At 55.9% G+C, this 13944-nt stretch carries 10 protein-coding genes; 6 read left to right on the top strand and 4 right to left on the bottom strand.

Features of this window, described 5'->3' with window-relative positions; all coding sequences use genetic code 11:
• Positions 1–38: 38 nt before the first annotated feature.
• The 5 genes from KOL70_RS21820 (at position 39) to KOL70_RS21840 (ending at position 5696) form a co-directional block, all read left to right on the top strand.
• A complete protein-coding gene (locus tag KOL70_RS21820) occupies positions 39–1145 on the top strand; it encodes an AAA family ATPase (RefSeq protein ID WP_215481594.1) in 1107 nt (368 codons plus the stop codon).
• Between the two features lie 2 nt (positions 1146–1147).
• Positions 1148–1891, top strand: a complete 744-nt coding sequence (locus tag KOL70_RS21825; protein ID WP_215481595.1) for a DUF4435 domain-containing protein — start codon at positions 1148–1150, stop codon at positions 1889–1891.
• A 697-nt stretch (positions 1892–2588) separates the two neighbouring features.
• Positions 2589–3893, top strand: a complete 1305-nt coding sequence (yjjJ, locus tag KOL70_RS21830; RefSeq protein WP_215481596.1) for a type II toxin-antitoxin system HipA family toxin YjjJ — start codon at positions 2589–2591, stop codon at positions 3891–3893.
• A 127-nt stretch (positions 3894–4020) separates the two neighbouring features.
• Entirely contained in the window at positions 4021–4554 is a 534-nt protein-coding gene (locus tag KOL70_RS21835) for a TetR/AcrR family transcriptional regulator (protein ID WP_215481597.1), read from the top strand.
• On the top strand, positions 4551–5696 hold the full coding sequence (locus KOL70_RS21840) for an MFS transporter (protein WP_215481598.1): 1146 nt from the start codon (positions 4551–4553) through the stop codon (positions 5694–5696). The genes KOL70_RS21835 and KOL70_RS21840 overlap by 4 nt, the downstream gene beginning before the upstream one ends.
• On the opposite strand, the gene KOL70_RS21845 is transcribed toward KOL70_RS21840, so the two are convergent.
• Genes KOL70_RS21845 through KOL70_RS21855 form a run of 3 tightly spaced genes read right to left on the bottom strand, consistent with a single transcriptional unit; the run spans position 5693 to position 11096 of the window.
• Positions 5693–7540: a TolC family protein gene (locus KOL70_RS21845; RefSeq protein WP_215481599.1), complete on the bottom strand. Its 1848-nt coding sequence runs from the start codon at positions 7538–7540 to the stop codon at positions 5693–5695. The two genes, KOL70_RS21840 and KOL70_RS21845, sit on opposite strands and share 4 nt — an antisense overlap.
• A gap of 5 nt (positions 7541–7545) precedes the next feature.
• Complete coding sequence (locus KOL70_RS21850; protein ID WP_215481600.1) at positions 7546–8787, bottom strand: HlyD family type I secretion periplasmic adaptor subunit; 1242 nt, start codon at positions 8785–8787, stop codon at positions 7546–7548.
• Positions 8784–11096, bottom strand: coding sequence for a type I secretion system permease/ATPase (locus KOL70_RS21855; RefSeq protein WP_021509682.1), 2313 nt, complete (start codon positions 11094–11096; stop codon positions 8784–8786). The genes KOL70_RS21850 and KOL70_RS21855 overlap by 4 nt, the downstream gene beginning before the upstream one ends.
• A 269-nt stretch (positions 11097–11365) precedes the next feature.
• On the opposite strand from KOL70_RS21855, the gene ddlA reads away from it, so the two are divergent.
• Positions 11366–12460 carry a D-alanine--D-alanine ligase gene (gene ddlA / locus KOL70_RS21860; protein WP_021509683.1) on the top strand — a complete coding sequence of 365 codons (1095 nt, stop codon included), beginning with the start codon at positions 11366–11368 and terminating at the stop codon, positions 12458–12460.
• A gap of 16 nt (positions 12461–12476) precedes the next feature.
• Here ddlA and KOL70_RS21865 read toward each other — a convergent pair whose 3' ends face one another.
• Complete coding sequence (locus KOL70_RS21865) at positions 12477–13901, bottom strand: GGDEF domain-containing protein (RefSeq protein ID WP_058771312.1); 1425 nt, start codon at positions 13899–13901, stop codon at positions 12477–12479.
• Positions 13902–13944: the final 43 nt, after the last annotated feature.

Consider the following 13944-nt stretch of genomic DNA (forward strand, 5'->3'; position numbering starts at 1 on the left):
AACTTAAATTAAATCCCAAGTCGCAATAAGGATATAAAGTGAAACTAGAATCGATAAGCGTAAGTGGTTTCTTTGGAAAATCAGAATTTGTGCATTATGACTTTCATGATGATTTGAATATAATTACAGGCCGAAATGGTTCAGGCAAAACAACAATATTGAAGCTAGCTTGGATGATAATGAGTGGAAACATATATTGGGCGCTAAAAGAAGTTAACTTCAAGGCATGTAAACTAGTAACTAGTGAGTATACTTGTACTGTTACTAAAACTGCAAACATGTATTGCCGCATTGAATTAGAAACAATCTCAGGTGATAGCTATTTATTTGAGGATGACGGTCCTAATGGAGAGTATGATTATCAAGAATCATCAGAAGACCAAGCTGCACCACATTTGATTGCATTTGGCAGCTCAATATTCTTTCCTACATTTAGGCGTATTGAAGGTGGATTCTCATTGGATTTACCACGCAGGACTAAGTCTAGAGCGGGAAATAGACCAGTAGATGATATTGATGATGCTTTGACTTCTCTTTCAAAAAAAATGTCAAATGATGAACATTTATTCGTAGCAGCAATATCAAGCCAGGATATTAACACCCTTCTTTTCCAAAAATTCGCCTCACTTTCAGAAGAAATAAACACTTTCCAGGCAGATATATCGCGAAGTGTCATTGAAAAAATTAAGCAACATCAAAACTCATCAACGAGCTCAAGAGATGCAGAGATACTTTTAGCCGAGACAAGAGAAGAAATTGAAAAAATAGAAACGTTCCGAACTGAATCAATGAGACCTCTGGACGCTGTCAGAATGCTTGTTAAGAAGCTTTTCCAACATGCTGGTATAACATTTGATAGGCGTCTTAGTTTTGGCGACGCCGCCGAGGCCGTAAAAAGTGATGTGTTATCAGCTGGTGAAAAACAAATGTTAAGCTTCATTTGCTATAACGCCTTCCATCAAGATGCAATAATATTTATAGATGAGCCTGAACTTAGCTTGCATGTAGATTGGCAAAGGCAGTTATATAAAATACTTAAGAAACAAAACCCTTCAAATCAATTCATCTTTGCAACGCATTCCCCTTTTATTTATGGAAAATACCCAGATAAAGAGGTTGCTGTGGGTGTGGACCGGGGGGAATAAAAATGTGTTCATCTAAGGCCAGACCTACTGTAGATGAGTTATATGCATTACTTAAAAATACAACAATACCTACAATTCTCGTAGAAGGTAAAGATGATATCGTTTTCTACAGAAGAATTGAAAATGATCTAGAAGATATCGGGATTGATATGCTTCCTGCTGGCAATAAGTGGGCGGTTTTAGAATTACGAGAAAGAATCAAGAGCGAGCCAATTAATGCACCAATAGCTTTTGTAGTTGACAAAGATTTATGGGTTTATTTTGGATGTGATGATGACCTGAACGATGTAATCACTACTGATGGATATTCTATTGAGAATGATATTTTCATTGATGGTGAACTTCTTGGATTAATGTCTAACGAGGAAATAGGCAAGTTCAATGATGAATTAAGAAAGTTTTCTCATTGGTATGCTCTAACATTGACAAGATCACAACAAGGCTTAGACGTTTCGTTTAGAGAAACTCTATACCGTGTTCTTAATGATAGCGATTTTTACAATACTGCGACTCAGCTTTTAGAAAATGAACTCTACCCTGAAGAATTCTTTGAATTGGTGTATAGCCAATATGGAAAACTGTTGAGGGGGAAATCATTATTTGCATTAATTGTCCGTCAATTATCACGTCCCGATAGAAGAACTAAGTTTGGGGTGAATCAACTTATGGAGGTTGGTGCAGCTAGAAGGGGTGAACGTTATGTCATGATTAGAGATAAAATCCGTCAGGCAATAACTACACCTTAATAAAACTATTTATCTCAATGTATCTTCCCACTAACAATAATGTTAAATTTTAGTGGTGGGCAGTGCCAGTAAAGCTTAATCGCTCGATTGAATTTTGGCAGCAAAGTGGCAGCAGAGCGCAACGCTATGTGCCACTTTTCATCACTATTCGGCTTAGAGAAAACATAAAAATCAGTAACTTACTGATTTTACTCACTTCAAATTGGGACTCATAATCGCTTGTTTGGTAGTTCAAGCTTAGCGAAGGTCGCCAATTACTTATTTACTTAGGTCACCATTTAGAGAGATGACTTTGTTATTTAGATTCCAATAATGGCGATAAAATGGCGGTGCTTTTTCCAGATACTGTTTAAAATTCACTGCCCCTGCCCGCTTTGACTTAATAATATTAGTCTTACCAGCCTTCCAGACCCCTGCTTCCTCACGCTGCTATTGTGTTAACAACCGCCTCTTAAAGACAACGACATCAGAAGCCGCCTCGCTAACACAACATGCACCCTCTGCCACAGAACCACAGAACCACAGAACCACAGAACCACAGAACCACAGAACCACAGAACCACAGAACCACAGAACCACAGAACCACACATTTTGCACACCAGTCACAACACATCCCAGTGACTACCAGCCACTTACCTGCTAGATTATCTATTCAAAAATCTATTCATTTATCTATTCACAAAGCGATTCAACACTATGTCTACGCATGCAGAAACCCTACGCCAGCTTCTAAATAGCGGGCCGATAAAAGGAAGGCAACTCATTGAAAAAATGGGTATAAGCCAGCCTACGCTTTCCCGTGCAATTAGAGAACTGGGTGATGACATCGTCAAAATCGGGGCGGGTCCATCTATTCAATATGCCCTGCGGGATACGTTTCGCGGATTCCGCTCGGCCCCGATTTACCGTGTGACCGATGAAGGGCAAATCAAACCTCTCGGCGAGCTGATTCCGGTTCGTCCGGAAGGGTTTGTGATGGTGCAGGCGGACCACAAAAGCTTTCACAGTGACGGGCTGCCGTGGTGGCTGTTTGACATGCGACCACAGGGCTATCTCGGCAGAGCGTATGCCTCGACTTATGCCAGCGGGCTCGGTCTGCCAGCGAATCCCGAACAATGGGCAGATGCAGATGTCGTCAGAGCGCTGCTGGCGCAAGGTCATGATGCGATCGGCAACCTGCTGATCGGCGAGCAGGCGCGCAGCCGTTTCCTGGAAATGCCCGAACCGACTCCCGTGGAGCGCGCGACGGCGTATCCCGAACTGGCAAGGGCCGCAGGCGCTGGTGAGGTGCCAGGCTCATCTGCGGGTGGCGAGCAGCCCAAATTCTGCACCTATACCGAACGCGGTCATGTGCTGGTGAAATTCACCGCAGCAGATGACAACCAAGTCAGCGAACGCTGGCGCGATCTGCTGATGGCTGAGCATCTGGCCCTGAAGGTGCTGGGTGTTAAGACCGACATGTTTGATATTGCAGGGCAGCGCTTCCTCGAAATCCCCCGCTTTGATCGGGTGGGCAAAATGGGCCGTATCGGCGTGTTTTCGCTGCGGGCGCTTGATGCGGAGTTCGTCGGCAATGCCAGTGCAAGCTGGCCGGTCCTCGTCGACCAGCTTGTAGCGGAAAAGTGTGTCCATTCTGAGGCCGCTAATAGCACGACCCGGCTTTGGGCATTCGGCATGCTGATCGGCAATACCGACATGCACGCCGGTAACCTGTCATTCATCAGTCGCCATGGCCGTCCTTATCACCTCGCGCCGGCTTATGACATTCTGCCGATGGGCTTTGCGCCCAGAGCGGGCGGCGCCATCGTGAATACGCTGCGGCCAGCGTCACTGCCGGAAGTGGTCAGCAGCGATACATGGCGGGAAGCGCTGGCTTTGGCGGAGGAATTTTTGTCGCTGACGAATAGTTGCGATGGCTTCTCCGATCGTTTTGCGCCCTGCCTCGCCGCGTTACAACAGCATCTGGATGAGGCCCGAGCACGCATCGCCCGACTCGGCTAAGCGCGTTTCCTGATTGATAATTCCTTCAAAGCTGCATCCTCGAAACAGGCGGTGATTAACCGCCTCGCACCCGATTTTTGCCCCCGCAACTTTGCAAAAGTAAAACGATCGGTTTACTTTTTAAGGTATGCGTAAAAAACAACACATCCTGAACGCTGCCGAGCGGCTGTTCTACAACAACGGTTTTCATGCCACCAGCACCGATTACATTTGCCGTGAGGCGAAGGTCTCCACGCGTACGCTCTATCAGCACTTTCCGTCGCGCGAGCGGTTAACTGCCGCGGTGATGACCGCGCGCCAGCAGCGCTTTGCCGATTTATTGTCACAGCCAGACGATCCGGCAGCCATCAGCCAGCTGTTTTCAGTGCTGGAACAGTGGATGCGGGCGGAAGGATCGCTCGGCTGCTTTTTTGCCAAAGCGTACGGAGAGTATGCGGAACAGGATGCTGAGCTGGCGGCGCAGGCGCTGGATTATCGCTACTGGCAGCGCGGCTACATCCGTGCCTGCCTGGCGCACTCGCACAGAAATTCGCCGTCAGCGCTGGCCGATGCCATCTGGATACTGTTTGAAGGGGCGATTATGGCCGGGTTGATTGACGGTCCGCAGGCCGCGGTCACTGCGCGTCTGGCGGCTGAGCAACTGATGGCGAGTGCGTCATGAAAACCTCACTCCGCCTGACGCTGAGCGGCTTTATGCTGATCGCCGTGACCTACGGACTGGCGCGTTTTACGTGGGGAATGATGATGCCGCAGGTGGCGCAACAGATCAGCTTCAGCCCGCGCGCATCGGGCATGCTGGCCGCCTGCAGCTATCTGGCTTACTGCCTGGCTACGCCCGGCGCCACGCTGCTGCTGGCGCGCTGGGGCGTGCGCAGCACCGCCATGCTGGCAGCGCTGACGGCCATGCTCGGCTTACTGCTGCTGGCCGCTGCCGGCAGCGCATGGCTGATTGCCGGTGGGCTGTTTATCGCCGGTCTCGGTGCAGGACTGGCTTCCCCAGCGCTCGCCAGTGCCGTGAGCCGGCAAATTGACGCGTCGCGGCAAACCGCCGCTAACACGTTCATTAACGCCGGCACCGGCGCGGGCATAATTGTGTCAGTACCCATTTTTATGCTGATGCCCGGCGGCTGGCGCGCGGCCTGCTGCTGTTTTGCCGCGCTGGCGTTAATCAGCCTGTTGCTGGCACGCTATTGTCTGCCCGCCGGTCGTGCCGATCCACAGAGATCGCCGGTTGGCTGGCGCGATCGGCTGCACAATCGTGCGCTGCAGCGGGTGATCATCATCGCTTTTCTTAGCGGTGTCGCCAGCGCGGCGTGGTGGTGTTTTGGACCGGATGTGTTACGCCAGCACAGCCACCTGAACGAAGGCCAGGCCAGTATGCTGTGGCTGGTTAGCGGCGCGGCCGGCATTCTCGGCGCGCTGACCGGCCCGCTGGCACGCTGCATCGGTATGCGTCAGGTGTACTGGCTGGCGCAGCTGGCGATGGCCGTACCGCTGCTGTTGCTGGCGGTGCTCACCCACTTTAGCTACTGGCTGGTACCGGCGGCGGCACTGTGCGGTGCGGGATACGTCACGCTGTCGGGTATTCTGTTGGTCGCGGGTGCCGCTGCCACGCCACAGAATGCGGCCTCTGGCGTGGCGGCGGCGTTTCTGACGCTGGCGATTGGGCAAATTGGCGGGGCGATACTCTTTGCGCAGCTCTACAGCAGCAGCGCCGCTACGGCACTGCTGCTGTTCGCTGCCATCCCGTTTGCGCTGCTATTTCTGGTACCGGCTAACCCGCCACAGCGCGCTGACGCTTAACGTCCGGTGGTGAGCCAGCGGCTGAGGATGCCGGCGCTGGAGTAGCCGCGAATGATCGCCGCGTAGCTGTCAAAGCGATTGCTCACTTCGCTCACCTGGTTGTTATACAGATCGCTCTCGGCGCTCAGGACATCCAGCAGCGAGCGGCGTCCGAGGTGATACCACTGATCGAAAAAGTCTTTGCGGATGCGGTCAGACTCGACAATTAAACTTTTATACAGCGCGGCGCGATCGGCCATGGAGTGCGCATCCTGGCTGGCGGCGCGCACGCGATTCTCCAGATCGCGCCGCTGCTCCTGCACCTGCTGACGACTGGCTTCGGCGCGTTTAATCGCCGCAATCTCCTGCGCGTTAGTTGAACCACCGCGGAACAGGCCCCAGCTAACGTTGATGCCGGTTTGCCACGCCTGCTGGCGACCGAGCTGATCCTCACGCGTACTTTTGCTTACCGTCCAGTTGAGTTTTGGCAGGCCGGAAGCTTTAATCGCTTCCGCTTCTTTAAACGCCGCTCGCGTTTCCGCGCTGGCGCGCAGGATCAGCGGATGATAATCCAGGCTGGCCAGCTGGCGGTTGAGATCGCCAAAATTCATCGCCCAGCGATCGCTGGCTGGCAGCGTCACGCGACTGTTGCCCATCAGGCGGTTCAGCGTGATTTCGACATCGCGCGCGCGCGACTCGGCATTCTCCAGATAACTCTGCGCCTGCAGCAATCGGCCTTTGGCCTGCGTCAGTTCGCTGCGACGACCGGTATCTGACTGCACAATGCCGCTCAGCATGGTGGTCAGTTCGGTCATGCGCGCCACGTACTGCTGGCTGATGGCAATGATCCGCTGCTGCTTGTTCCACTCAATCAGCGCGTTGCTGACCTGCATCGCCAGCTCTTCACGCTGCGCCTGCGCCGCCTGCTGCGCCGAGGTCACGCGCTCTTCGCGGCTCTCGATGGTGCGACTGGTCTGACCGAAATCAATCAGGTTGGTCGCCATTGATACGCCGAGCGCCGGCACGTTGCTCTGACCGTCATAGCTTTTTACCCCGCCACCAAACTCTTTGGTGGCCGAACTGGCGCTGACATCCAGCTGCGGCCAGCGCTGCCCTTTCGCCTCATCCACACTGGCGGCGGCGGCATCGGTCTGTGCCACGGACGATTTCAGCGCCGGGCTGATGCGCCAGGTGATACGTGCGGCCGAGAGGAATTTCTGCCGCAGCTCGGATTCAACCACGGTTTCATCCACCGCGCCGCTCAGGCTGACCGGGGAACGCGCCACGGCGGCATCGGCGGCGGTGGTTCGGGTTTCCGCTACCGGCGGACTGACATAGCTGAACTCGCTCTGTGCTTTTACTTCTGCTTCATTCACCGGCACCGGCGCAGGCTGCTGTGGGTTGAAAGTGCGTACCGATTTCAGCAGCGGATTCGTCTGCCTGGGTTCCGGCTGGCGCTGCTCCTCCGTCAGAAAACCGCCGCCCTGTACCGGCTGCACCGGCGGTGGTGCAATCGGCGCTGCTGGCGCTGGTGCCGGTGCCGGTGCCGGTGCCGGCTGAGCGCGTGACGTGGCGACCGGTGGCGCAACCGGCGCGACCTGAGGTTGCGAAAACATCGGTTGCGGTGCCGGCGCGGTTGCAAAGCGCTGGGCCGGCGCAACGGGCACGCGCTGTACCGGCACGCTGCGTACCGGTGCCGCAGCGGGGGCGGCCGGGCGATGTCCGCTCATCTCGGCAAACATCATCAGTTCACTGGTCGAATCGGCCATTACGCTGATGGCCGGGGCCATCATGACCGTAATGCAACCGGCAAGCAAAGAGAGGCGCCGCGCCGCTGCGCGACGGTGCATATTATTATTTTTCATGGTTATTAACGCTCGCGGAAGGCTTCTTTCGCCTTAAGTACCGGCTTCAGCAGGTAATCAAGGATGGTTTTCTCGCCGGTGCGGATTTCCACCGTGGCCACCATGCCGGGAATGATCGGCAGATCTTTGTTGCCTGCGTGCAGCGTGCTTTTATCGGTGAGGATCAACACGCGGTAATAAGTGTCATCCGGGCGGCCGGAAGCGGCTTTCTGATCATCTTTCAGCGTATCCGGACTGATGTATTCCACGTGGCCATCCAGTCCGCCGTAGATGGCGAAGTCGTAGGCGGTGATTTTCACTTTGGCCGGCAGCCCCGGACGCAGGAAGGCGACATTAGAAGGACGGATTTTGCCCTCCACCAGCAGTTGCTCTTCCAGCGGCACGATTTCCAGGATGTGCTCACCGGGCTGAATCACGCCGCCGATGGTGTTAACGCGCACGTTTTTCACCGTGCCGCGCACCGGTGCGGTAATGGTGGTGCGCTCGACCACGTCCGCGCGGCCAATCAGATTTTCGCTTACCTGGCTGAGTTCCAGCTCCAGTCGTGCCAGTTCGGTGTTGGCATCAGACTGGTAACGGTTACGCCGCTCAACAATCTGCGCCTGGATGTCGTTCGCCTGGCGCTGCATACGCAGCAGCTCGACCTCAGACAGCAATCCTTTCGCCGCCAGCGGCTCCGCCAGGCGAATTTCACGCATCGACAGGGCATAGCTGCGCTGCAGTGAGTTAATACTGTCGTTCAGCGCGCGCTTGCGTGATTCATAGGCTTTGGTCTCCTGCGCAACCACGGCAGGATCGCTCTGCACCTGCTCGTCAAACGTCAATGGCTGCGCGTAGGCTTCGGCACGCAAACGCGCAATGCTGCCCTTCAGACCAATCACCTTGCTCAGCGCCTCGCGATAGCTTGATTGCGCACGCGTCGGATCGATTTTCAGCAGGACGTCGCCCCGGTTGACCACCGTGCCTTCACGCACGTTCATTTCGGCGAGAATGCCGCCTTCCAGACTCTGAATCACCTGCTCGCGGCTGCGGGAAATCACTTTTCCGTCGCCTTTGGTGATCTCCTCCACCCGCGCATAGTTTGCCCAGGTGAGACCGATGCCAATCACCGCGATGATGATCCACATCACCAGTTTCGATCCCGGCGTGGTTTGCGACAGCAGGGAAGCCTGCACGTCATTCATGAATTCGGCATCCGCAGCGGAGAGATTTTTGCTGCGGCTGCGCCATGGCATTAACTTGATCATACTGCGGCCTCCTCTGCCGCGGCGACGGCGGGCTCTGACGTTGCCGAAGCATCGTTAGCCGGCGCAGGTGCGCGCGCCGCCTGCTCTACCGCCTGACGCGGCGGCTGGCGGGTTTTACCTTTACCTTCCAGCGCGGCCAGCACCTGCTCTTTCGGGCCATCCGCGACAATTTTTCCTTCCTCAACCACGATGATGCGGTCGACCAGCGCCAGAATTGACGGACGATGCGTCACGACGATCAGCGTGTGGCCTTCGCTGGCGCGACGCAGATGGGCGAGGAACTGGCTTTCGGTCATGCTGTCCATGGCGCTGGTCGGTTCATCCATCAGCAGCACTTTGGGCCGCGTCAGCAGAGTTCGCGCCAGCGATACTAACTGACGCTGACCGCCCGACAGCCCTTCACCACCCTCGCCGACCGACAGGTTGATGCCGCTTGGATGGCGCGCCGCCACGTGATCGAGACCGGTCAGATTCAGCACGCGCAGCAGTTCATTCGCGGTGGCATCCGGCCGGCCAATCATCACGTTCTCGCGCAGCGTGCCGTAGAACAGGCGCGCATCCTGGCTGACGAAGCCCACCGCTTTGCGCCAGTCGGCCGGATCGATCTGGTTAACATCGAGTCCATCAGCGGAGATCTGCCCTTTCACCGGCTGATACAGACGCGCCATCACGCGTAACAGCGTTGATTTACCGCTGCCGATGCGGCCAAGAATCGCCACGCGCTCACCGGCCTTGATGGTCAGCGAGATGTCTTTGAGGATTTCCGGATTGGGCTTCATCGGCGGTGCCGGATAAGAGAAGCTGACATTGCTCAGCGAGATCTCGCCGGTCAGCGGTGGATCGGTCAGATAAGTTTTGCTGCTGTCGCGATCGACCGGCATCTCCATCAACTTATTCAGCGAGGTCAGCGCCGCTTTGGCCTGCTGATAACGCACCGCCAGACCAATCACCTGACCCAGCGGGCCGGTGGCGCGGCTGGCCAGCATCACGGTGGCGATCATCGCACCCATGGTGAAGGTGCCAGCGTTGATCAGATAAACCCCGGCAACCACCAGCATCACGGTCTGAAACTGCTGCAGAAAGGTCACCACGCCGGTTGCCAGCGTCGAATAGCGTTTTGACTTCATTGAGTTAGCCGACTGCAGCGCGCTGAAGTTCTCCCAGCGGCGCTGCATATGCGCTTCACCGCCCACGGCTTTCAGCGTTTCCATGCCTTCAACCGACTCGATCAGCACGCCCTGTTTCAGCGACGCATCGCGCAGGTTCTCCTTCATGATGCGCGCCAGCGGCCACTGGATCGCGGCGCTGACGATGATGATCAGCGGGATCATCATCAACGGAATAATCGCCAGCGGACCGCTGATAAAGAAGATCACGCCGACGAACATCAGGATAAACGGCAGATCCGAAATCGCCGCCAGCGTCGCCGAGGCAACAAAATCGCGCACCGATTCGTATTCACGGATCTGGTTGGCGAAAGTGCCTGATGAGGCCGGTTTGTGCTCCATCTGGATCGACAGCGCCTGACGGAACAGCATGCTGCCCAGCACCAGATCGGCCTTTTTGCCCGCCATGTCCAGCAGATGTGCCCGCACAAAGCGGGTAATAGCTTCGAAGATCATGGCGATGGTGACGCCAATCGCCAGCGACCACAGCGTAACAAACGCCTGGTTCGGCACCACGCGATCGTAGACGTTCATGGTGAAGAAGATGCTGGAGAGTGCCAGCACGTTGATCAGCACGGCGGCAATAGCGGCGCTGCGGTAGTAACGGCGGTAGCGCCACAGGGTGCTGAACAGCCAGTGACCTTTGACCTCCGGCAGCATTTCGCTGGCGCGCTCATCCAGTACCGCCGCCGGTTTCGCCATTACCGCAAAGCCGGCGTAAATCTCGTTGAGCTCCGCCAGGCTCATCTCCACCGCTTTATCACTCACCTCCGGCATGATCAGCTGGAAGCGCAGCTCGCGCTGATTCTCCTCATTGGTGTGAATGCGCCGCGACAGCACAATGCAGCCGCCGCCGTTCTGCCGCAGCAGAATCATCGGCATCAGCTGCTCCGGCAGATCCTGCAGGCGGCGTTCAACCATGCCGCCAGTAATGCCAGCGTTCTCCAGAGCGGTCATCGCCTGCGACGGCGACAGCAGCGTCGCTTTTGGCAGGCCGGCGACCAGCGCCTCTTCACTCTTCTCGCGTTTGTAGTGTTTGCAAATCCACGCCACGCTTTTTAACAGCGTGTCATCCACGGTGGTTTCGATACGAGCAACAGAACGCGCATCCTGCTCCACGGCATTCTGCTTCTGGTCCATCATTTCCCGACTCCTGTAAACCTGACAAAAAACGGTGGACGCATCGTCCACCGCAGACTTTTCTTTGAATTGGGAAAATTCTGACAGAAGGCAGCTTTCAGGCCGTCCAGGACTTGTCTCAAACGGTGGAGAATATTTGTGAATAAAGTGGGCAAAGCCCGATTGAATGCGGTCTGGCGACCGATCGATTGCAGAATAATCGCGGCGCTGTTGAGCGCTGTCCTGGGCGTGTTATCTTAGCTGCTCGCTTTACTGCAACCGGACAAAGAGCAATGGCAAAACAGCGGGTAGGTATCGTATTTGGCGGCAAGTCGGCCGAACATGAAGTGTCGTTACAGTCGGCCAAAAATATTCTTGAGGCGATCGATAAAAACAAATACGACGTGGTGCTGCTGGGGATCGACAAACAGGGCGAGTGGCATCTCAATGATGCTTCAGGCTTTCTGCTCAACGCCGACAATCCGGCGCTGATTGCCCTGAACCGCTCCGGTGAAAACGTGGCGCTGGTGCCCGGCAGCCGCGCGGAACAGCTGATTACGCGTCAGCAGGCGCAGCCGCTGTCGCAGCTGGATGTCATCTTCCCGATTGTGCACGGCACGCTGGGCGAAGATGGCTCGCTGCAGGGACTGCTGCGCATGGCCAATCTGCCGTTTGTCGGGTCGGACGTACTGGGCTCCGCGGTCAGCATGGACAAAGATTTCACCAAACGCCTGCTGCGCGATGCCGGCCTGAAAGTGGCACCGTGGCTGAGCGTCACCCAGACGCAGCGCGCGGCGCTGGATGTGCAGGCGGTGATCGCGCGCTTTGGCCTGCCGCTGTTTATCAAGCCAGCCAATCAGGGTTCATCCGTTGGGGTGAGCAAAGTGACGCAGCCGGACGAATTCGACGCGGCGCTGGATCTGGCGTTCCGCTTTGACCGCAAAGTCCTGATTGAACAGGGCATCAGCGGCCGTGAGATTGAGTGCGCGGTGCTGGGTAACGAGGCGCCAGAAGCCAGCCCGTGCGGTGAAATTGTGGTGCACGACGCCTTCTACTCGTACGACACCAAATATATCAGCGAGAGCGGCGCGCAGGTGGTGGTACCGGCTGACATCAGTGCGGAAGCCAGCGAGGCCATTCGGGCAGTAGCGATTACCGCGTTCCAGGCGCTGGAGTGCTTTGGCATGGCGCGCGTTGATGTATTCCTCACCGAAACCGGCGACATTATTGTCAACGAAGTGAATACCTTACCCGGCTTCACCAACATCAGCATGTATCCCAAACTGTGGCAGGCGGCCGGCCTGAGCTACAGCGATCTGATTACCCGCCTGATTGAGCTGGCGCAGCAGCGTCATCAGCAATCCAGCCAGCTGAAAAGCAGCGTGTAACCTGCGATGGCGTGGCTCAGGCCACGTCATGCGCCATGCTGCGCGGCGCGATTGCCGGTGAGGTCTGATTGCGGCCGTTGCGCTTGGCAACGTAAAGGTGTTTATCAGCCGCTGACACCAGCCGGTTGATTACCCCCGGCCATTCACGTTCGTTAACCGCACCGCCGCGCGCCAGGCCGAGGCTGACCGTCACGGTCACGGTGTTGCCCTGAATCCAGAACTTCTCTTTCACCATTGCCTGACGAATCACTTCGGCCAGCTGAAACAGCTGGCTGTGAGTGTAATCAAACACCACCACCACGAACTCTTCGCCGCCAAAGCGGCACACCAGGCCACGACTGCCGACTACGTGCTGAATACGGCGCGCAATTTCCTCCAGCACGCCATCGCCGGCATCATGGCCGAAATTGTCATTAATGGCTTTGAAGTAGTCGACATCCAGCATAATCACGCCGGCTTCACGCTGCAGGGAAAACGGCTGCTGGCGCAGGTTCTCATACAGGCCGGAGCGCGACAAAAGCTGGGTGAGGAAATCATAATTGGCGCGCAATGCCAGACGATGGTTAAGCTGGCGAATGGCGTCCATGCTCACCGCCACCAGCAGCGGGCTGAGCGCTACGGTGGCCACACCGAGCCGTGCAGAAGTGAGATGGCTGATGGGCAGCAGCGAATCATCGCCCTGAATATTCATCACGCCGTGCGAGACCAGCACGATCTCGGTGATGCCGGTGAACAGAATCACCAGGCTGGTGATCGGAATCGGCAGAACAATGGCACACCAGATCAGCGCCGGCACCGGGAAGGTCAGACTTCCCGCGCCACCAATCAGCGCCCCCACCGTGAGAGACAGCGCCACGGCGAGCAGCGGCAGCAGCCTGGCCGGATGAATCAGCGTCCGCAGCGGCACGCTGCGCAGCGGACGCGTCAGCATCACCGGCAGCAGCATCAGCGAGGTGGAGAACTGCTCGCTGAACCAGTCGGCCCACGCCACCACAAAGCGCGCGTTGAAGTCGATATCCTGCGCCCACGCCCCCCAGGTGGCACACGCTGCCGCGCCGAGCAGGCACGCCGGAAAGATGCGCATGGCGTTGAACACCTGGCTGTTTGCGGTTGGCGATTGCAGATGCTTAATCAGCATGCTGACTGACACCAGAATAAACAGGATATTGGCAAAATTAATCGTCACCGCTGGCAGTGCCCAGCCGGAAAAGACCGTATCGTTGAAAATCATGGCGGCAAAACACACCAGATAACTGGAGGTGGTATGTAAAAACGGGTTGCGCACCATCAACCCGGCGATGAGGGCATTCACCGGCCAGAACAGGGAAAACTCTTCGGGAATACGCAGGTGGCTGCCAATAAAGCAGAAGAACAGCGTAATAAGACACAGCGAAAGAGCATTCTTTTTAACATTATTCTCTTCAAACAGCTTAACGCGCATACGTCTGAACCCTGTAACCTAAAATCGCTGCCATCCGTCGCTG

Origin of the sequence: Pantoea sp. B270 (assembly GCF_018726825.1) — a bacterium.
Classification (GTDB): Bacteria; Pseudomonadota; Gammaproteobacteria; order Enterobacterales; family Enterobacteriaceae; genus Pantoea; species Pantoea dispersa.